Raw genomic sequence first — 20,412 nt, 5'->3', positions numbered from 1 at the left:
AATAACCTACTGGGAAAAATACCCTTAAGGTGGTGCTATGTACGATAACTTAAAGAGTCTGGGGATCACATATCCCGAAGAAATTGACCGCTATAGTCTGCGTCAAGAAGCTAACAACGATATTCTGAAAATCTATTTCCGCAAGGACAAAGGTGAATTCTTTGCTAAAAGCGTGAAATTCAAATATCCGCGTCAACGCAAGACGGTAACTGCAAACAACACAGAGCAAGGATACAAAGAGATCAACGAAATCAACACTAACCTGCGTTATGTGATTGAAGAGTTAGATCAAATTTGCAAACGTGACCAAGCAGAAGTCGATTTGAAACACAAAATTCTCGACGACTTGCGTCATCTTGAACACGTTGTTGCCAACAAGATTGCCGAGATTGAAGCCGATCTGGAAAAACTGACCCGTAAATAAAACGGTTCTATTAATTACACCGCCTATATCTTATTTGGTATAAGCGGTGTATTGAGATTATTCAAATAATTCTCCCCATTGCTTGATCCAAGACTGAGCAAAAACTTCCGGTTCAGCTTCTTCCACCGCATCCACCATCAAAACCTCACCGATTCTTATTGCCCCTTGCTCTTGTAGCAACTCATCAAAAGCGCGACCACCACCACAAAAATTCTCGTAACTGCTATCACCCAAGGCGATCACGCCATAGCGTAATTCTGGCTGATACCCCAGTTCATCTCGCAAGGCATAGTAAAGAGGCCGAATATTATCGGGCAAATCTCCTTGCCCGGTAGTTGAAGTGATAACTAAAACCATTTGATCAAGATAGGATTGCCACTGTTCCAGCTCCCCTTCTTCAAAGACTTCTACATCATGACCTTGTTGTTCAAGGATCTGCTGTGCTTCTTCTGCAACAGCAAGCGCGTTACCATAAACAGTACCAACAAAAATACCTATCTTTGCCATAATTTATTATCTCTTTTTCAAGGAATTATTTAGTTATCCTCGCTGGCAACAGCAGAAAACTCAACCCTTCCCAAATCAGGGATAATTACCTTTACCAGCTAAGCCGTCGTATCAAATCAAATATTGCCACTATTAAGTTCACTCTGTCATGTAAACAGTATCCCATCAGCACTAATGACTAATCATATATCTGTTAAGCCAATTACGAACAAACGTAGCGATCAATAACTGTAGTTATTCTACATAAAACGGTAACAGGTAATCATCAAAAACATCGTTTTCTGTGACAACCAAGATCAAGTAACAGAAGTGAAGTCATCTTAAATCAAGCTATTTAGCCAATAATAATTCAGTGTTAAAATCACTTTTTTAAACAACTTTAGTTTATGACATTGATATTAATATTAAAAATGACCATATACTTTTTTTCAAGATCAACAATAGTATTATGAGATTAATAGAACGGCATAAGTAAGCGCTAAATAAAGGAAAACCATCACTATGTTTAACAATAGAGCTGTTGTGCTAAGTATACTATTAAGTGCCGCAAATATTACCGGCTCATCTGGCCTGATGATTTGGGTAGATACCGTGCTTAAAGATGGAAGCATGATTTTAAACGCTTATATTCCTGTTTTTTCCTATTTATTGGGGTTATCTCTGGGATGTATGACTGTATCCTTTTTTATTCGAAAAATGAATATTGCTTTTTTTGAAAGAAATATTTTTGGCTTCTTCTTATTACTAGCAACCATAAACTGCATTCTCTTTGCAAAAGAAACAACATTTATTCCAGTTTGGCTGGATACTCTGCATAGAATATTATGGGGAGTAATAAGTGGATTTATTGTCATAATGGGAAGAAATATTCTTATAACCACAGAAAATGAAAAGAAAACGAATAGTAATTTTTCTATTTTAAGCCTCGCGTTATTAAGCCTGCCATTTTTAATTCCAGTTATTTTCTCTCTTTTAAGTCTAAATTCCCGCACATCAGCAGACTTTTTTGCTGCTTTTATTTATTCTATTGCTTCAATTATCTATTTCACTAGCTTTAAAAGCCATAATTTAAAAAAACAAAAACAGGATATTAAAGATTCTGTGAAAACAACCAATAAATTAGTTATTTTACTTGCCTTTTCCAGTTTAGTTATCATCAATGTTTGCTTTTTTCTATCCTTAATGATTATGCCAGCAATGCGAACAAAATATTTTGAACATATTGACATGACTCAAATGTATATCATATTACTGGTTACATGGTTCCCCTGTGCAATTGGCATCATGAAAATCATTAAATCCGCACTTTTAACCAAAAGAATCATGATAGGTAATATCCTACAATTATTTTCTCTCGGATTCTGCTTACTTAGCATTATGATAAATTCTGGCATACTCTATTTACTATTCACAATTATGGTATTTTTAGCTAATACCATTATGCAACCTGTTTTTTTATCTTATTTGGGATTATATTCAAAAAACTCTCTTTATACTTTGGGTATGCAATCAGGTATTTATGTCTTTATTACTATGAGCATTCTTTTTTATACTATTTATTCAGGTGTTGGCGTTGAAGAAATCATTGCTGGATTTACAATATTATTAGTTTCTTCAATAGTTATATCGACTATTTTTCTTTCAAAAATCAATTCAAATAATAATATAATCAATAAAAACCAATAAATTTATATATCATCAATCTTTGCTAATAATATATAAATATTGCCTTTATCTCTTAATTAAAATAATTAAGAGATAAAGGCAACAGGTATTCTTTGAAGACATCCTAATCTATGAAATCTTCTACCTTACTCACTTCATCATATTCCAAATCGGGGATAATACCTTGCCAGCCAAATTGTCGTATCAAATGCTGCCATGATGCATCCCATTTTGCCGTAAGCGATAATTTCTCCCCCGTAACAGGGTGATCCAACTCAAGACAACTGGCATGAAGCATCAACCGGTTGGTTTGATAATGAGCGGCAACCCCTCTGTTTTGCCGTAAATCGCCATGTGTCGTATCACCAATAATGGGGTGACGAATATGTGCCATATGGCGTCTTAATTGATGTTTTCGGCCTGTTTTCGGTGTCAATTCCAACAAACTAAAACGTGATGTAGGATAACGACCTATCTCTACCGGACACTCCACTGTTGCCAGTGATTGGTAATAAGTCACACTGGGTTGAGCTTCTTTACCGCCATCCGCAAATTTATCCGCGATCTTATCCAGTTCCTCAACCAGAGCGTAATCAATAATAGCTGATTCCAACACATAACCGCGCACAACGGCATGATAAGTTTTTTGTAACTGATGATGTTCAAACTGTTGGGATAGCTGACGGGCAACATCGCTGGAAAGCGCCATCAGCAATACGCCTGATGTTGGTCTATCCAGACGGTGTACCGGGAAAACATGCTGACCAATCTGATCACGCAATGTCTGCATAACAAAGACCGTTTCGTGACGCGCCAACCAGCTACGATGAACTAACCACCCCGCTGGCTTGTTAACTGCCACAATATGATCATCCTGATATAACACTTCCAACATATCAGATGTTATCCTGCATAAATAAGCGATCCAACGCACGAAGATGTTCAAGCAGTTGCTGGTAACGCCCAGTAGTATCTTCTTTATAAGATTCCTCAAAGTAAGGCGCGATAGCAAATGCCGTAGGCAACGCCAATCCCTGCTCCAACAACGCATACATTCTCGGAATCAATACCCACTGCAACCACTCTTCCGCTGACATCGTATCAATGGAGAATGGTTCAACACTTTCGAAAGCTTCTGGTTTAGGCGGATGGCTCTGCCACAGGTCAATTTCCCTCATGGCTTCTTCAATTAACTGTAATTTATGCAGAATTTGTTTTGTGGTACTCATATTTTCAGCCCGACTCAGTTTTTACTCAAAACAACCAAGTTCGCAAGAATACCATCGATACCCCTTAAGCTGAAAATTTGCTTGCCCCACCAAATAAGAGAAGGGAGCGAACAAGCGCTCCCCTTAAGTTGATTTTATAGCAGTCCCGCTAATAATAAGATGCTCCCTGCTCACTCCTTGACAAATTGTCCCTAGTTTGGTTATCCCTTACCCATCATTTTATTTATGTTGCATACGATCCTGTTATGCATGGCGTCATCCTGACCATCATCACTTATCTATCCTTGAGAAATTGTGCGCAATGATTCCTTTCCTGCTGAGGACAGCATGAATTAATTCGTTCGATGAAACAAGCTACACATAATGAAACCAGTAAGTGAAGATAGTGAATAAAATCGGTGACTATTTATAGCCTATTGAAATAAAATGGAAATAATAAACTAATGTGAAGCTCACAAAAGTAAACAATGATATCTCTTACATGAAGTGTAAGAGATATCTCACAAATACAACGTTAAAAATCCAGCTCTAACAAATAAAGACAGGTTCAATTGCACCAAGAAACCCAATTAAGTCGGTAAATAACCGTGTTCGTTGATGGCTGCCAAATTGCTCTAAAATCACTTCACCGGTCAAATTACACAGAGAAATGATACCCATATCATCTGATTCCATCGTCGCAATAAATGCCGTTGGCGACAGTTTCAGCCGCTTCTGCGTCACCAAATGTCCTATCAGGTTTTCCTGTAAACGGATAAAGTCATCTTCACTCCAGACCTGAATCAAACTAAGTCGTTGACCTTCAAACGTTACCGTCATATCACCGGCTAATTGTGATGTATAAAAATCATGAATTGCCGGTTGTAATTGAATATCCAGTGCAACTTCGACGCTATTCAGCTTTTCCTCTAAAGGAAAAGGCTGTGGAAGCCAATAAACAATGTTGTCACCAGTCTGGACAATACAAGGTGATGGTACTCCATAAAGTTCACGGCTGGCAGGAGGAGCTCCAGTTTCTTTTTGCCACAAATCAACATAACAACGGGTAAAATTAGACAACGCTTCTGTAACATTAGAAATCATATTATTTTCAATCGGTAACTGTTAGGGTGTACTTAATAATTTTATACTAAACCAAAGATAGTGAACTGAGCGAACAAATAAAATTCAGACAAACGCGCTAACTTGCTAAACTTAAGCCATCACTAATATCAGATTTTGAGGAATAACATGTCGTTATATCGGGATCACCAAGCTCTTGAGCAGCTTACTCTGGGTAAAACCACTTTATATCGTGACCAATATGATGCCAGCTTATTGCAAGCTGTACCCCGCAATATGAACCGTGAACCACTGGAAATTTTCCCTGATAATTTGCCGTTTTACGGCGCTGATATCTGGACGCTATATGAGCTATCATGGCTAAATAGCCGTGGTTTGCCACAAGTTGCTGTCGGGCATGTTAGTTTAAATGCAACAAGTAAAAATCTGATTGAATCTAAAAGTTTTAAGCTCTATCTGAACAGCTTTAACCAAACTCGCTTTGAAAACTGGCAAGTCGTTGCAGAAACACTACAGCGCGATCTGGCTGCTTGTGCTGAAGGCAAGGTGGAAGTGACTCTTCATCATTTAGATCATTTCAATAATCAACCAATCTCCGCTTTTACAGGTGAATGTATTGACGATCAGGAGATTGAAGTGACTGAATATGATTTCAATCGTCATTATCTGCAAGGTGCAGCACAAGGCCCGCAGGTAGAAGAAGTTTTGGTTAGCCATCTGCTGAAATCTAATTGCCTGATCACCCATCAACCTGACTGGGGATCTGTCCAGATTCACTACCAAGGGGCAAAAATCAATCGGGAAGCATTGTTACGCTACCTAATATCATTCCGGCATCACAATGAGTTTCACGAGCAATGTGTTGAGCGTATCTTCAACGACTTACAACAGTTATGCGCACCGGAAAAACTCTCAGTCTACGCTCGTTATACCCGTCGTGGGGGATTAGATATCAACCCGTGGCGTACAAATAATGCAAGCTTTATTCCAGCTATAGGCAGACTGGCACGTCAATAAATCTGTTTTTCTAAACGCAATTTTTGAAAAATAAGCTGAAATAGGGTATGTAATACATTCAGTTTAGTGCTATTGATATGTAATCTATACACGGTATACAAGGAGTCATTCTTGATCACACATATCAACCCACTCGGCTCAATGGATTTACTATCTCAACTTGAAGTAGATATGCTAAAGAGTACCGCAAAAAGTGATCTGTATCGCCTGTTCCGTAATTGCTCACTGGCCGTACTCAATTCAGGTAGCCAAACCGATAATAGTAAAGAGCTGCTCTCTAAATACACCGATTTTGAAATTAACGTACTGCGCCGTGAGCGTGGAGTAAAACTGGAACTGATAGATCCACCAGAAGACGCATTCGTTGATGGAAAAATTATTCACTCACTACAAGCTAACCTGTTCGCAGTTCTGCGGGATATCTTGTTTGTCCATACACAGATTACCGATCCAGGACAACAGGATTATTCCGATTCAGAGAATAGCGCACATATCACCAACAGAATATTCTCTATTCTGCGCCATGCCAGAGCGCTGCATACCGATGACGAGCTCAACATGATCGTCTGTTGGGGAGGCCACTCAATTAGTAAGCAAGAGTATCAGTATGGCCGTAAAGTCGGTAATCAGCTTGGGTTACGCGGGCTGAATATCTGTACTGGCTGTGGCCCTGGCGCAATGGAAGCGCCGATGAAAGGCGCGGCTGTCGGCCATGCCCAACAGAATTATAAAAATAGCCGTTTTATTGGTATCACCGAACCATCAATCATTGCGGCTGAACCGCCAAATCCATTAGTGAATGAGCTGATTATCATGCCAGACATAGAAAAGCGTCTGGAAGCTTTTGTTCGTATTGCTCATGGTATCGTTATTTTCCCAGGTGGTGTCGGTACAGCAGAAGAATTACTTTATTTACTAGGTATTCTGATGAATCCAGAAAATCAGGAGCAAGTACTGCCATTAATTCTTACCGGGCCAAAGGAGAGTGAGGACTATTTCCAGGTTCTGGACGAATTTATTGTTCATACCTTGGGCGAAGATATGCGACGCTATTATCACATCATCATTGATGATGCGCCTGAAGTTGCCAGAATAATGAAAGAAGCGATGCCATTAGTGAGAGATAGCCGCCACAGTACTGGTGATGCATATAGCTTTAATTGGTCAATGAAGATCAATTATGATTTGCAACAGCCGTTTGAGCCATCCCATGAAAACATGGCAGATCTTAATCTCCATCCTGATCAACCATCTGAAAAACTGGCGGCGTCACTGCGCCGGGCTTTTTCCGGGATTGTTGCAGGTAATGTGAAAGAGGTGGGTATTCAAGCAATTGAAAAACAAGGTCCATTCAAAATCCACGGAGATGTTAAAATAATGCGCCATATGGATAAGCTATTGAAAGACTTTGTGGAACAGCATCGAATGAAACTACCGGGAGGCACTGCCTACGAGCCTTGCTACGAAATTATCAAATAAATTACCTGAAAAAATATCTGCGCTCCACGGATGGAGCATTATGCTATTTAAAGTGATCCCATATGATACACCTTCTTATTGTTGATGCCCTTAACCTTATCCGACGCATTCATGCTGTGCAGGGCAGCCCATGTATTCCTGCTTGTGAACATGCACTAAAGCAGCTTATCCAACATACTCATCCCACACATGCCGTCGCAGTATTCGATGAAGAGAATCGCAGTCACAGTTGGCGTCACCAGATATTACCTGACTACAAAGCCGGCCGTTCGCCCATGCCTGACAATCTGCAACAAGAAATGCCGCAAATCAGAACATCATTTGAGCAACAAGGCGTCGCCTGCTGGCATGCAGAGGGACACGAAGCTGACGATCTGGCAGCGACACTGGCGGTAAAAGTGACTTCTGCTGGTTACAACGTGACGATTGTTTCTACTGATAAAGGGTATTGCCAGCTACTTTCACCCAATATCCGTATCCGTGACTACTTTCAAAAACGCTGGCTGGATATGCCATTTGTTCAACAAGAATTTGGCGTTTTACCAGAACAATTACCCGATTATTGGGGGCTGGCGGGGATAAGCAGTAGTAAAATTCCGGGGATTCAGGGGATCGGGCCTAAAACCGCCGCCACTTTACTGCAACAGGCCGGTACACTGGATAATCTGTTCCAGAACCTCAACCAACAACCCGATAAATGGCGCAATAAACTAGAATCCAATAAAGAAATGGCGTTTATCAGCCGGGAAGTTGCATCATTACGTACCGATCTGGCTTTAAATGGTAATCTACAACAACTCCGGCTGACAACAGCAACCTAACGAAAATACTTCGCTATCTTATCCAGATGTTCGCCTTTTAATTCTCCGGCCTCACTAAGCAGGCCGATCCAGGATTTAATATAATTATATTTTGCTTGTGAGAGATCACGTCGAGCAGTATATAACTGCTGTTCAGCATTCAAGACATCCACATTGACCCGCTGCCCAAGCGCAACACTTTTACTGGTCGCGTCTACCTGCAAGCTAGCTGATTCAACCGCCATTTCATAAGCACTGATCCGTTTTTCACTATTTAAGTACTGATTATAATTGCGGCGTAATGCATTGAGGATTTCTCCAGCCTGAGCATCAAGATCATATTTAGTCCTGCCATAGTTGGCCGCCGCCTGACGTACAGAGGCAGACGTAGCACCACCATTATAGATATTCATGCTCATCCGCAAGCCAATGGTATCGGTTCGATATTTTTGATCTATGGTATTATCGCTACTGGATTCGTTTTCAGAATGGGAAGCATAGAACTCCAGCCTAGGTAAATAGCCCGCCCGATTACGTTGCACTTCATGGTACGCGGCTTGCACTTCCTGACGAGAAGCCGCCAAAACCGGATTGTTAGCCAATGCCAATTTTTCCCACTCTTCATAACGCTCCGGCGACAACCTCAATATATGGAAACGCTTTTTATCTGATAGCCGTTGTACAGGTAAATCAACAGGGAGGGGAGCGCCCACAATTAGCTGTAAACTTCGGATTGCCGCATCCAAATCGTCTTTGGCTGCTATCTCATCGGCAATCGCCTGACTGTAACGGGATTGCGTTTCCACCACATCAGTACGTGTCCCTTCACCAGAAATAAACAATTTCTTATTCAGTTCCAGTTGTTTTTCATAAGCCATTTTCTGTCGTATGACTAAATCAATCTGATCCTGCGCATAAGCCACATCCACGTAAGCATTCACGACCCGAACAGCCAGTTGCTGAAAATTCGCCCGAAAACGCTCATTGCTCATCAAAGTGTGGGCTTGGCTGGCTTTATAACGCGCCCATATTTCAAAATCTATCAACGGCTGAGTCAACACAACAGCCGCGTTATAACTGCTATATTGGCGATCCCGGCTGCTAGTTGTCTTCCTGCCCCAGAGGTCATACCCAACAGACTCCATATGTTGCCAATTCCGCGGGGAATTCTGATAAGACATTATTACTTTAGGTAACAATTCTGCCCTGCCGAGCTTTTCATACTCTTCACCGCCTTCCCGCTCTTTCACGGCGGCAAGAAAAGTAGGATCATTTTCTAACGCCAGCGCATAGGCTTCAGTCAAACTCAATGACCATGCAGGAAAAGAGAACAAACTGACGCTGAAAAGAATCAGCAAACCCATTGAGAAAGAAGCATTATTCAGTTTCATAATCACTCCTCTATCAACGATGTTGAAGCCCGATCCAACAGTGGCTTAAACAGATAGCTCAACAGAGAGCGGGAACCCGTTTTGACAAAGACTTCAACCGGCATTCCTGGCCTGATATCCAACCCTTTCAGTTTTTCCATTCCCTCAGGAGAAACAACCACTCTCATCTGATAATAAGGTTGACTGGTGACGGGATCGACCAACCTATCCGCGGAAATCACGGCAACTTTTCCTTCAACTTTTGGCGTCTGATTCTGGTTAAAAGCGGTGAACATCAGATCCACATTTAACCCTTTGCTAATCTTATCTGCCAAATTAACCGCCACACGCGTTTCCACTTCAAGCGGCATCTGGGCCGGCAGAATTTCCATTAGCTTTTCGCCGGGAGCAACAACCCCACCTTGGGTAAAAATATTTAATCCCACAACAGTGCCGTCAACCGGCGCAACAATTGAAGTATGAGTCAGCTCAAACTGTGCGGTATCCAACTTATTTCTATATTCACTGGCGGAAACCTGCACTTCCGCTAATTGCGTGCGCACTTCCCGCTGATAGTCTGCTTTGCGCTGAATAATACGCTGCTGTGTTTCCTGTAACTGTTTTTCAAGCTGACCAGCTCGTCCTGCCATTTCCGCCGTGCTGCTGTTAAGTTCAGCCTGTTCACGCAGAAGTTCCAAGTAACGATTACGCGGAAAATAGCCCTCATCCGCCAAAGATTTTAGATTTGTTATCTGTTCCTTAAGCGCCGCCTGCTGCATGCGCTTACTGAGAAGAGAAGATTTAAGCCCTTTAATTTGGAAATTTATTCCTTCGACAGACTGCTCAAGCCCTTCCAAATCGCTTCTCAATACTTCACGACGTGATTTAAAAAGTTGTTTTTGCAGTTCGATTATCTCATTCACCCGCGGTTCAGATTGTAATTGCTGTAATATGTCGGGGAAAATTAACACTTCATCACCATGCTGCTCGGCTAATAAACGGGCTTCCGTTGCCAGCGTGGTATACAGTTGATCCTGAATCGCATCGACTTGTGCCTTTGCCTGCACTTGGCTAAGCTGAACGAGTATCTGACCCGCTTTTATCGTTTCTCCTTCAACAACCTTAATCTGGCTGATAATACCGCTTGCCGGAGCCTGAACTGTTTTACGATTACCATCCACAACCACCACACCCGAAGACGCCACCCCTTTATCCAACGGCGCTAATGCGGCCCAAATGAGAAATCCCAAGATCCCCACACCAATCACTAACCATCCTAGTCGTAAAAAATTCCTTTCTTCCAAAGGCAATAATCCTTTTTCATCTCTTACCGGCGTAATCTGATCAGACATATCCACTCCCGGACAGAAATCTCCGTCTCAACTATTTGATATTATTATAATTAAATGCACATTTACCTATGATGCCTGTGCGACTGCCTTGGTCGCAGAGTGTTCCTGACTGTTATTTCTTTGTGATAAAGCGGCCATCACCTGCTGAGATGGACCGAACATCTTCATTTTCCCCTGAACCAGTAACAATATTTTGTTTGTCTGTGATAGCAATGAGGTGCGGTGAGTGATCACAATCACTGTCTTTCCTTGCGCTTTAAGCTGAGAAATCGCCTCATTCAATGCTCTTTCTCCTGCCTCATCCAGGCTGGAATTAGGTTCATCCAACACCACCAATGACGGCTCATCATATAGCGCACGAGCAAGGCCAATTCGCTGTTTCTGGCCCCCCGATAATCCAACGCCTCCAGCACCAATTACAGTGTCATAGCCTTTATCAAGTTCTAATATCAGCTCATGAACACCCGCTTTCCTTGCCGCTTGTACTACCTTTTCTGGCTCTACTTCATTAAAGCGAGCAATATTTTCAGCGATAGTGCCGCCAAATAACTCAATATCCTGCGGTAAATAACCGATTGAAGAGCCCAGTTCATCTTTATTCCACTGATAAATATCTGCATTATCCAGACGAACGACACCTTCTTGTGCAGGCCATATCCCCACCAGCAACCGGGCAAGAGTCGATTTGCCAGACGCACTGGGACCAATTAACCCCATTACATCACCGGCAGCCAATGAAAAGCTGATATCCTCTAACACAACTTTATTGTTTCTCCCCGGAGGCGCTGCGGAAACCTTATCCACAGCCAAATTTCCTTTTGGCGCGGGCAATGACATACCCGGTTTACGTTCCGGTTGTTGTTCCAACAAGTTGGTTAACCGCTGCCATGACAAACGAGCGCCACTCCAGCCTTTCCAGGCTTGGATCAGTTGTTCTATCGGTGAAAGCGCACGTCCCATCAAAATTGAAGCCGCAATCATCATGCCCGGCGTGATATGCCCACCAATCGCTAACCAGCCTCCTAATCCAAGGATCAACGACTGCAAGGCCAAACGTACTGTTTTAGTGACTGAATTAATCACCGAAGCCCGCTCACTGGCAATCCGCTGGAAATCTAGAAAACGCTCATGTAACCCAAACCATCTCCGGCGTAGCACCGGTAACATACCTAACGCCTCTATGACTTCGGCATTACGTAAATTGGTGCTGGCAAGACTCGCTGAACGTAGAGAGAGTTTACTGGCTTCGGATAACGGCTGACTTGATAACCACTGATTCAGCACAGCCAAAGCAATCAATACCAACGCGCCTCCCAGTGACAACAGACCAAGCCAAGGGTTAAAAAGAAAAATGACCAGCAGATAGATTGGAAACCAAGGGGCGTCAAAGAAGGCAAACAAAGCGTTACCCGTCAGAAACTGGCGGATATTTGCCAAGTCATTGAGCATCTGACCGGCATCAGTGGTGCCATTTTTCAGATTTGATTCATAAGATGCGGTATAAACCCGGTTATTCAGCTTCATATCAAGCTGACTACCAATGCGGATGACAATCATGCTGCGGATATATTCCAGCATTCCCATCATGGCAAACATGCCGAGGGTAATCAGAGTTAACATCAGCAAAGTGATTTCATTGCCCGACGGCAATACTCTGTCATAAACCTGCAACATATAAACAGACGGAACTAACATCAGCAGGTTAATAAAAGCAGTGAACAACCCGATAGCCCAAAATACCCGGCTACGAGCACGAATGACATCAGTAATTTCATCCTTCGGGAGCAGTAATTTCACATTATTTCCTTATTTTTATCTTTTAAAATATAACTATCTGATGTTAATGTTTCCCTTCTTATTCATTTTTCTTATTAGTCTTATTGGGCTTCATCATTAATTCCCGACCATCGGCAAAACGGGCAAACCAGCCATCCGGCTCATTAGCAAAGAAAGCCAAACCACTACCCTGTTCATCAGTAATTGTGAGGCCGTCAGGCGTAGGCCGCCAACCGGCAGGCACTTCGCCAAACATATACGCCAAACAATCGTCATCACCATTAAGTGACCAAATTGATCCCTCCGGTAAGGGTTGGTCAGTCAATGACACATCACATTGTTGATGTTTATCCGACAGTTGCCACACGCCTTTCAATTCACTGGCGTGTGGGAGAACAAGACTACTTGCCATACTTCCTCCGATAATGCTGAATGTAAGAGCAACAAAGAATGCAAATTTCAGATACCAAGCCGCAAAAACCATGCCGCCTCCAAACAAATAACCGCATCCAAAATCAGATGCGGTTGTGTTGTTGTGTTATGAAAGAATGAAATCAGACTCTAAGATTGGCTCTCCGACAATCTTCACCCAAAAATCATCGTAGGAAAATTCACCGCCCAAATTAATGGCAAAATCATTCACCTTATCAACAGTGTTATAACGAAGCACCGCTTCTCCGACTTCACCCGTGAATTCCCTTACAAATTTAACGCCCCCCTTCCCGGCTTCACCCAGATCGAACAGTGACACATCGATCTTGTCTTTACCGGAAACAAAGTCATGGATCCAATCACGCTCAAGAGGAGGTGATTCCTTGGCGCTCAGGTAGACAAATGTATCGTTGCCCTCCCCGCCCCAAAGATTATCCGCTCCCAAGCCACCGTAAATGATGTCATCACCAGCCCCGCCCTTCAGAGTATTGGCGGCATCATTCCCGATCAAAACATCATTACCACTGCCACCGATCGCATTTTCAATCGTGACGCCACGAGCAATAGAGACGTTCCCTTTCAGCCCACCGACATCAGAGAAAGAGGCTTCATTCAGATTGATGCGTTGATCCTGAGTAAAACCAGAGAAATCAAACGTATCATTGCCACCGGTATCCCAAGCGGTGAACAACAGTTTGCTGTTCTCATCTTTTGCGGTATAGAAGTCACGATCTGTGTTGGAATTAAAGCCATATACTGTGTCATCAGCACGGATTGTATTATTCGCGCCATATACTGCCTGAATGGCAGAAATATCGTTAAGTAATGGTGCGGAAGAATAAATACCTTTAAAGTCCTGACCAGTATTTTTCTCACTGAAATAACTCATGACGGTATAAGCACGGCTATCTTCAAAATAAGTAGCGCTGTTCTTATAAGTTGGGCTTACCTTATCAGACGCATTATAATCAGCCGGATGTTGTAACCCCAGAGTATGACCAATTTCATGAGTAAACGTTTGACGGCCATAACCATTCACATCAATATCATTGTTTGAGAAGGTACGGCTTTTGGCGTTATACCAAGTCCCTAACTGTGTCTTATCTGGACTTGGCAGATAAGCAAATGCATAACTCCCCGTCAAACTAACATCAAAGAACCCAAAAGTGATATTTGCCTCTTTGACATCAGTGGTTTCGACGAAATTGATATTAGCAACATCAGCCCAAGATTGTATTGACAGTTTTGCAGCAGCCTTTTGTTCTTCATTAAATGCTGAAAATTCAGAAATATGCCACGGCATATTATCCGGCTTGCTCTCCAGAAAAGTATACTTTAATTGGAAAGCTTTAGATTTATCGTCGTCCTGATGCCCCCAACGATAATCACCCCGGATTAATTCTTTAGCAGCATCTTTACTAGGCTCATGTTCAACAACAATATTAGAATCTTTACCTGGTATATAAGCCTGTAACCATTTCAGCAACTCATTTGCCTTCTCTGAACCGCTAACGTCTTTGTCTTCCGAGTATGAAATTTTCTTCTTTAAAGACATATATTTCTCCATAAATTCAGGACTTAGATATAAAAATATTTTTATTTTATTAAATACAAGTCAATAAAACCTGAAAACTACAGACCAACCCTGGTCATCCAAATTAACAACTAAAATCCCTTTCACATAAACGTAACACTAAAGTTAATTATGTAAAAAGCAATTAACATATTTTTTTAATATAAACGTGATAAAAATAACATAAAACAAATAAGCGATTGTTTTATATAACATAACCATTTAAGGCGAAAAAAATACCGCTAATTTCTTAGCGGTATTTTCTTACGAATAAATTATCTATTTATTTAACTATCTATGGAGTAAACTTTAAAAAATTTATAGCATTATTATTGATAATTTTAATCAGAAATTATCCCAAGCCGTTATATGAATAGACAAAATCAGAATAATCGACTACCGTTAACTGAAATATTGAACGATATGACGTATATGGAAAAGTTATATACCAGAAAACATCTATATATTATCAAATAAATTAATAATAAATTAATAAAACATTGATTAAATCAGTAAAATATATATCACAGAGCAGTTAACACTTCCTTTATTGTAAAGCACTCCGCCCCAATGCAATTAATTTATATTTGTGGATTTTGAATATTAAACAATAATTACAATATCGATTGTTAATTTATAAAAATAAATAATAAATTTCATTTTGATATAATTAAAATGTTATTTAATTTTAATCCATAAATTAAAATTCACAATTTAATCCTTAATTAAATCAATTAAAGACACAATCCCTTTCATTATTTTTCATTTTATAATCTTAATTTATTGGGTTATTTTAGGTTTAATCAAACGATTACAATAATATATTTATTTTACTATTTACCTTAAGTTAAGTAAAAAAATCAATAATTTTAAGAGAAAAACCATACAATAATTCATTGCCACATTAAATAATAATCACCTCATAATAGAGCATTATGTGATGCCTTGTTAACTGAAAAAATGAATTAAATCCTGCTAATACACCCATTTTACTCCACACAGTAATGGGAGATAAAATGCAATAATATCATTCAATATTGAAAAAAACGCCTCAGAATATAACTGAGGCGTTTTGGGAAATCTTATTTTGTCGGTTTATTCCAGAATGATGATTAACAATCGTGAATTAGTAATCATTCCGGCTAGCGGCATAAGCAGACCAAATACGACGGACATGAACCGTTATTTCTTCCCTGTCATGATAAAGGTGTTTTGCCTGAATTTGCGCATTGACGCCTCCCTCTTTTAATTGCAAGTTCATTTTCTGCAAATTATGAGCAACTTCTTCATAACGCTTTTTCATCGGTAATTTGAGATTAAAAATGGCTTCCCGACACCAGCCATTAACCAACCAATCAGCCATTAACTGCGTCACTTTCGCTGGTTTTTCCACCATGTCGCATACCAGCCAATAAATGTTTTTTGTCGAAGGCTCAAACTTAAAACCATCAACTTTGTGATGTTTAACTTGCCCCGTATCCATCAAACTTTCCGACATCGGGCCATTATCTACCGCATGAACCATCATACTCCGTTTCACCAGTTGGTAAGTCCAACCACCTGGGCATGCACCTAAATCAACCGCATATAAACCACTAGCTAATCGCTCTTCCCATTCATCATGTGGGATAAAGACATGAAACGCTTCTTCCAGTTTTAATGTTGAACGACTTGGCGCATCCGAAGGAAATTTCAACCGAGGAATACCCATATAAAATGGCGAGTTATTGTTACTGTAAGAATAACCAACATAACAGCAACCCGGAGCAATAAAGAAAACGTGTATTACCGGGCGGTTAGCGTTTTCCCGAATCTGCAAGATCTTTTCCTGCCGCATAGCACTACGCAACGGAACAGTAAATTTTCGGCAGAACTTTAATAACTCTTTACTTTCATTAGTATCAGGCACCTCAACCCGTAATTCACCTGCACGCTCAATGACGCCATGCAGCATACCGATAATCGGGCTTATCCGATCTTCCGGAGGCAAATCTCGCAATAATTCACCTACGACCAACATCTGACGAGCAAAAATCAGCTCGCGAAATGGGATCTCTCGAATCAGCCGATCAGCATCCTCATGTTGATAACACTCAAACAGGACATAGCCACTGTTGTCTTTCACCCGGGCAAAACCGTAAATCTCTTTTTGACCCGCTTTATCAGTGATTTCTGCTGCACACTCTTTTTCAAAACCAGGGCGGCAATATAAAGCAATTTTATTCATGGCGAAGCGCCGATTTCCTTAGACGCAAAGCGCCAATTAATACTAAAAACCAGCCGATAAGAAAGCTGAACCCTCCAACTGGCGTAATATAAGTGAAAAATTTAACCTGCAATAAAGCCATACAATAGAGACTGCCGCTAAACAACAAAATACCTACTGCAAAAAAGACGCCGCTCCAGTAAAACCAGAGCACAACTTTACGCATTAGCATGGCAGACATCGCCATCATTGCCAGAGTGTGAATACCCTGATATTGCAGACCGAGATCAATCCAACATATCTGATATTTTTCCATCATCGGAGATAATAAATGTGACCCTACAGCACCAAACGCCACATAGAAAAAACCACTGAAACCAGCAAAGATAAGCATTAAACGACTATTCACTGTTATCTCCCTTTTTCATATTCTCTTTGAGAGCTCTTACAGCCCGAATGCCTTATTCCATCCTTACTCATTGGTAATAAAGCCCAATTTCTCCTGCTCACTGGCTGCCTGTGCCAAAACCCATTGTCTGAATGCGGCAATTTTCCCCAATTCAGCCTGACTGTCATGACAAACAAGGTAAAATGCATTCTTACTCACTAACACATCATTAAATGGGCAAACTAAGCGCCCCGCATCAATTTCAGTCCGAGCCATGACATTATTTGCCAGTGCAATACCCTGCCCATGAACAGCGGCCTGGATCACCATTGCACTATGACTAAATATCGGTCCTTGCTGAACATTTATCTGCTGCTGCATATCAAGCTGACGTACATACGCTTGCCAGTCACGACGAGAAGAATCGTGTAACAACGTATGACGCGCCAAATCTGCGGGGGTTTTCAAAGGATTTTCTCCAGTCAGTAACGAAGGAGAACAAACGGGAAGCAAATATTCTGCGTAAAGACGATCAGTGCGTAACCCCGGCCAATTTCCACGGCCATAAAATATGGCAACATCAACATCATCAGCAAGCTTATCTTCTTCTCTATCTACCGCCTGTATTCTGACATCAATGCCTGGATAAGCTAAATTAAAACTAGACAACCTTGGCACCAGCCACTGGATAGCAAAGCTAGGTGAAAGGCTAACCGTCAAAGCCCCTTTGGCACTTCTGGCTTGAAGTTTACGTGTTGCTTCATTTATCGCCGTGAATATCTCTTTGATGTCCAGATAGTAACTTTGACCTTCTTCAGTCAACAATAATGATCGATTGCGACGACGAAATAACTTCAACCCAAGAAAATCCTCCAGACTTTTCATCTGATGGCTAACTGCGGCCTGCGTCACAAATAATTCTTCTGCCGCCTTAGTAAAACTTAAATGGCGCGCTGCGGCATCAAAAACCCGCAACGCATTAAGTGGTGGTAAACGTTTGGACATGTGAGCCCTTATGTAATGTTGGTGATACCGGTAACTCTTTATGTTTAGTTATTAGTTTTTGTAATCCGAATCATTATAAATTGTCCATTGAGGATACTCCAGTAAATCCCTATAGTGGCGCCACTTCCTAAGCCGGAACGAAAAGTGAATCAGCTTAACGCTATGAAACTTTTGGCTTTGTGGTTGTGATGTTGTGTTTGCAAGTTGTCTGGGAAACCAGACCCTGTAGCTTAAGCTACTGTTTTTTTTCACTTCCTGTACATTTACCCTGTCTGTCCATAGTGATTTTTTAATGCACCGCAGTTGCGGTGCTTTTTTTTGGCATAAAGACCGGAACATGGCAATATTATTCAATGTAATAACCTATCCATTTTCAACCAGAAACAAATGGTTAAACACCATCACCACCAAAACAAAATTAATATATCTATGAAAAAGTTCGAACCAGAACAGTTCCGCCAGCAATTTCCAGCGCTACAATTTTCTACACAAGAACGGACAGTATTTCTGGATAGTGCAGCCACTGCCCTCAAACCACAAGCCATGATACAGGCAACACAAAATTATTATCAAAACAGTAGCGCTACCGTACATCGCAGCCAACACCAAGCAGCGCTGGAAATCACATCCCGCTATGAACAGGCCCGGCAACAGGTTGCTGAACTCATCAACGCTCCACAAGCTGAAAATATTATCTGGACAAAAGGAACAACGGAATCCCTCAATCTGGTTGCTCAAAGTTATTTCCGTACTTATCTCCAGCCTGGTGACGAAATTATAGTGAGTGAACAGGAACATCATTCCAACCTGATCCCTTGGTTAATGTTGGCAGAACAAATCGGCGCCAGAGTTATTAAATGGCCTCTAGGCAATGGCAAATTGCCTGATATCAATATCCTGCCTGAACTGCTAAACAAACACAGTCGATTGATAGCAATCAGCCAAATGTCCAACGTGACTGGCGGAACAGTTGATCTCGCGGCAATAACAGAAATAGCACGCCAACATGGCTGTCTGGTCGTTGTCGATGGCGCACAAGGCGTTGTCCACAATCCCATTGATGTCCAGCAATCAGATATCGATTTCTACGCATTCTCTGCTCACAAACTCTATAGCGCGAACGGCGTTGGTGTACTTTACGGCAAAAGTGAGTTACTTAATGCCATGTCTCCCTGGCAAGGTGGCGGGAAAATGCTCTCCCACACTTCATTCAGCGATTTTATACCAGAAGCGGTACCTTTCCGATTTGAAGCAGGCACACCGAATGTTGCAGGTATTATTGGTTTTTCTGCCACGCTGGAATGGTTGAAAGATATTGATATTGCCAAAGCCGAAACCCATGCGGTCGCACTTGCCGATTATACCGAAGAACAACTCTCCGCTTTACCCGGATTTGTCAGCTATCGCATTGCCGGTTCCAGCTTACTGGCTTTTAATTTTACCGATATTCATCACAGTGACTTGGCCGCCATTCTGGCAGAGCAAAATATTGCTTTACGTTCCGGTCAGCACTGCGCTCAACCCCTGATCGCGGCTTTAGGTATCAGCGGCTGCTTACGCGCCTCTTTTATGCCTTACAACAACCGGCAGGACGCCGATGCTTTAATTCAAGCAGTAAAATTTGGCCTTTCTCTGTTACAGGATGAATAAATTACAGGATGAATGACATTATGACTCAAGCCGCTGAAAACCGGATTGCACCACACCCATTTGGCCGAGAAATCAGCCAACAACAGCTCATTGCAACCTTTGACCAATGCCGCCAATGGGAAGATCGTTACCGCCAATTAATCTTACTGGCAAAGAAACTGCCTGCACTGCCTGAAAACTTGAAACAGCAAGACACTGAAATGTCCGGCTGTGAAAACCGGGTTTGGTTAGGGCATCAATTACTGCCAGACGGTCATCTGCATTTTTATGGCGACAGCGAAGGCCGCATTGTAAAAGGCTTACTGGCGGTGATCTTGACTGCCGTAGAAGGCAAAACACCGGAACAAGTTTTAGCAACTAACCTGTTAGCACTGTTCCACCAACTTGGGCTGGAACAGCAGATAAGCGGATCACGGTTGAACGGCGTGAAATCATTGATTAATACCGTGCAAAACGCCGCAAAACATTATACGTAAG

Annotated in this window: 19 protein-coding genes; 7 read left to right on the top strand and 12 right to left on the bottom strand. The window is 41.6% G+C overall.

Going from position 1 to position 20,412, the window contains the following annotated elements:
* The first annotated feature begins 37 nt into the window (after positions 1–37).
* Positions 38–424, top strand: coding sequence for a DUF3461 family protein (locus EAE90_RS15130; RefSeq protein WP_036781518.1), 387 nt, complete (start codon positions 38–40; stop codon positions 422–424).
* 57 nt (positions 425–481) lie between these two features.
* On the opposite strand, the gene EAE90_RS15125 is transcribed toward EAE90_RS15130, so the two are convergent.
* On the bottom strand, positions 482–931 hold the full coding sequence (locus EAE90_RS15125) for a flavodoxin (RefSeq protein ID WP_214054156.1): 450 nt from the start codon (positions 929–931) through the stop codon (positions 482–484).
* A 501-nt stretch (positions 932–1,432) separates the two neighbouring features.
* On the opposite strand from EAE90_RS15125, the gene EAE90_RS15120 reads away from it, so the two are divergent.
* A complete protein-coding gene (locus tag EAE90_RS15120) occupies positions 1,433–2,617 on the top strand; it encodes a hypothetical protein (protein ID WP_214054155.1) in 1,185 nt (394 codons plus the stop codon).
* Between the two features lie 103 nt (positions 2,618–2,720).
* Here EAE90_RS15120 and truC read toward each other — a convergent pair whose 3' ends face one another.
* The 3 genes from truC to syd form a co-directional block, all read right to left on the bottom strand.
* Positions 2,721–3,491: a tRNA pseudouridine(65) synthase TruC gene (truC, locus tag EAE90_RS15115; protein ID WP_214054154.1), complete on the bottom strand. Its 771-nt coding sequence runs from the start codon at positions 3,489–3,491 to the stop codon at positions 2,721–2,723.
* Position 3,492: 1 nt separating this feature from the next.
* On the bottom strand, positions 3,493–3,825 hold the full coding sequence (locus EAE90_RS15110) for a YqcC family protein (RefSeq protein ID WP_214054153.1): 333 nt from the start codon (positions 3,823–3,825) through the stop codon (positions 3,493–3,495).
* Between the two features lie 528 nt (positions 3,826–4,353).
* Positions 4,354–4,908: a SecY-interacting protein gene (gene syd, locus EAE90_RS15105; RefSeq protein ID WP_214054152.1), complete on the bottom strand. Its 555-nt coding sequence runs from the start codon at positions 4,906–4,908 to the stop codon at positions 4,354–4,356.
* A 147-nt stretch (positions 4,909–5,055) separates the two neighbouring features.
* Here syd and queF point away from each other — a divergent pair, with 147 nt between their 5' ends.
* From queF to xni, 3 genes are all read left to right on the top strand, one after another.
* Positions 5,056–5,904: an NADPH-dependent 7-cyano-7-deazaguanine reductase QueF gene (queF, locus tag EAE90_RS15100; RefSeq protein WP_214054151.1), complete on the top strand. Its 849-nt coding sequence runs from the start codon at positions 5,056–5,058 to the stop codon at positions 5,902–5,904.
* A 111-nt stretch (positions 5,905–6,015) separates the two neighbouring features.
* Positions 6,016–7,383: a nucleotide 5'-monophosphate nucleosidase PpnN gene (gene ppnN, locus EAE90_RS15095; protein ID WP_214054150.1), complete on the top strand. Its 1,368-nt coding sequence runs from the start codon at positions 6,016–6,018 to the stop codon at positions 7,381–7,383.
* 62 nt (positions 7,384–7,445) lie between these two features.
* On the top strand, positions 7,446–8,204 hold the full coding sequence (xni, locus tag EAE90_RS15090) for a flap endonuclease Xni (protein WP_214054149.1): 759 nt from the start codon (positions 7,446–7,448) through the stop codon (positions 8,202–8,204).
* Here the strand turns inward: xni and EAE90_RS15085 are convergent.
* The 8 genes from EAE90_RS15085 to EAE90_RS15050 all read right to left on the bottom strand — a co-directional run bounded on the left by EAE90_RS15085 (position 8,201) and on the right by EAE90_RS15050 (position 18,285).
* On the bottom strand, positions 8,201–9,574 hold the full coding sequence (locus tag EAE90_RS15085; RefSeq protein ID WP_214054148.1) for a TolC family outer membrane protein: 1,374 nt from the start codon (positions 9,572–9,574) through the stop codon (positions 8,201–8,203). The genes xni and EAE90_RS15085 overlap by 4 nt on opposite strands.
* Positions 9,575–9,576: 2 nt before the next feature.
* Positions 9,577–10,905 (bottom strand): HlyD family type I secretion periplasmic adaptor subunit, encoded by a 1,329-nt coding sequence (locus EAE90_RS15080; protein ID WP_214054147.1) that lies wholly within the window; start codon positions 10,903–10,905, stop codon positions 9,577–9,579.
* A gap of 66 nt (positions 10,906–10,971) precedes the next feature.
* On the bottom strand, positions 10,972–12,702 hold the full coding sequence (locus tag EAE90_RS15075) for a type I secretion system permease/ATPase (RefSeq protein ID WP_214054146.1): 1,731 nt from the start codon (positions 12,700–12,702) through the stop codon (positions 10,972–10,974).
* A gap of 58 nt (positions 12,703–12,760) precedes the next feature.
* A complete protein-coding gene (locus EAE90_RS15070; protein WP_214054145.1) occupies positions 12,761–13,165 on the bottom strand; it encodes a protease inhibitor Inh/omp19 family protein in 405 nt (134 codons plus the stop codon).
* Between the two features lie 54 nt (positions 13,166–13,219).
* Entirely contained in the window at positions 13,220–14,680 is a 1,461-nt protein-coding gene (gene prtA, locus EAE90_RS15065) for a serralysin (RefSeq protein ID WP_281422351.1), read from the bottom strand.
* Between the two features lie 1,132 nt (positions 14,681–15,812).
* Entirely contained in the window at positions 15,813–16,913 is a 1,101-nt protein-coding gene (rlmM, locus tag EAE90_RS15060; RefSeq protein WP_214054143.1) for a 23S rRNA (cytidine(2498)-2'-O)-methyltransferase RlmM, read from the bottom strand.
* Positions 16,906–17,301 (bottom strand): DUF423 domain-containing protein, encoded by a 396-nt coding sequence (locus EAE90_RS15055; RefSeq protein ID WP_214054142.1) that lies wholly within the window; start codon positions 17,299–17,301, stop codon positions 16,906–16,908. The genes rlmM and EAE90_RS15055 overlap by 8 nt, the downstream gene beginning before the upstream one ends.
* Positions 17,302–17,364: 63 nt before the next feature.
* The gene (locus EAE90_RS15050; RefSeq protein ID WP_040151422.1) at positions 17,365–18,285 is read right to left on the bottom strand and encodes a transcriptional regulator GcvA; all 921 of its coding nucleotides are present in this window, start codon (positions 18,283–18,285) and stop codon (positions 17,365–17,367) included.
* Positions 18,286–18,714: 429 nt separating this feature from the next.
* Here EAE90_RS15050 and csdA point away from each other — a divergent pair, with 429 nt between their 5' ends.
* Together csdA and csdE are read left to right on the top strand one after the other, a co-directional pair.
* On the top strand, positions 18,715–19,935 hold the full coding sequence (gene csdA / locus EAE90_RS15045; protein ID WP_214054141.1) for a cysteine desulfurase CsdA: 1,221 nt from the start codon (positions 18,715–18,717) through the stop codon (positions 19,933–19,935).
* 20 nt (positions 19,936–19,955) lie between these two features.
* Positions 19,956–20,411, top strand: coding sequence for a cysteine desulfurase sulfur acceptor subunit CsdE (gene csdE / locus EAE90_RS15040; RefSeq protein WP_214054140.1), 456 nt, complete (start codon positions 19,956–19,958; stop codon positions 20,409–20,411).
* Position 20,412 lies beyond the last annotated feature (1 nt).

It is taken from the genome of Photorhabdus caribbeanensis (assembly GCF_018448885.1).
GTDB lineage: Bacteria > Pseudomonadota > Gammaproteobacteria > Enterobacterales > Enterobacteriaceae > Photorhabdus > Photorhabdus caribbeanensis.
Note: the sequence above shows the minus strand (reverse complement) of the source record. Positions and strands in the feature narration are given on the sequence as shown.

Excerpts from the sequence above, each read along its gene's own strand:
- EAE90_RS15130 (WP_036781518.1), top strand. The coding sequence starts at position 38 with ATGTACGATAACTTAAAGAGTCTGGGGATCACATATCCCGAAGAAATT.
- EAE90_RS15125 (WP_214054156.1), bottom strand. The coding sequence starts at position 931 with ATGGCAAAGATAGGTATTTTTGTTGGTACTGTTTATGGTAACGCGCTT.
- EAE90_RS15120 (WP_214054155.1), top strand. The coding sequence starts at position 1,433 with ATGTTTAACAATAGAGCTGTTGTGCTAAGTATACTATTAAGTGCCGCA.
- truC (WP_214054154.1), bottom strand. The coding sequence starts at position 3,491 with ATGTTGGAAGTGTTATATCAGGATGATCATATTGTGGCAGTTAACAAG.
- EAE90_RS15110 (WP_214054153.1), bottom strand. The coding sequence starts at position 3,825 with ATGAGTACCACAAAACAAATTCTGCATAAATTACAGTTAATTGAAGAA.
- syd (WP_214054152.1), bottom strand. The coding sequence starts at position 4,908 with ATGATTTCTAATGTTACAGAAGCGTTGTCTAATTTTACCCGTTGTTAT.
- queF (WP_214054151.1), top strand. The coding sequence starts at position 5,056 with ATGTCGTTATATCGGGATCACCAAGCTCTTGAGCAGCTTACTCTGGGT.
- xni (WP_214054149.1), top strand. The coding sequence starts at position 7,446 with ATGATACACCTTCTTATTGTTGATGCCCTTAACCTTATCCGACGCATT.
- EAE90_RS15085 (WP_214054148.1), bottom strand. The coding sequence starts at position 9,574 with ATGAAACTGAATAATGCTTCTTTCTCAATGGGTTTGCTGATTCTTTTC.
- EAE90_RS15080 (WP_214054147.1), bottom strand. The coding sequence starts at position 10,905 with ATGTCTGATCAGATTACGCCGGTAAGAGATGAAAAAGGATTATTGCCT.
- EAE90_RS15070 (WP_214054145.1), bottom strand. The coding sequence starts at position 13,165 with ATGGTTTTTGCGGCTTGGTATCTGAAATTTGCATTCTTTGTTGCTCTT.
- prtA (WP_281422351.1), bottom strand. The coding sequence starts at position 14,680 with ATGGAGAAATATATGTCTTTAAAGAAGAAAATTTCATACTCGGAAGAC.
- rlmM (WP_214054143.1), bottom strand. The coding sequence starts at position 16,913 with ATGAATAAAATTGCTTTATATTGCCGCCCTGGTTTTGAAAAAGAGTGT.
- EAE90_RS15050 (WP_040151422.1), bottom strand. The coding sequence starts at position 18,285 with ATGTCCAAACGTTTACCACCACTTAATGCGTTGCGGGTTTTTGATGCC.
- csdA (WP_214054141.1), top strand. The coding sequence starts at position 18,715 with ATGAAAAAGTTCGAACCAGAACAGTTCCGCCAGCAATTTCCAGCGCTA.
- csdE (WP_214054140.1), top strand. The coding sequence starts at position 19,956 with ATGACTCAAGCCGCTGAAAACCGGATTGCACCACACCCATTTGGCCGA.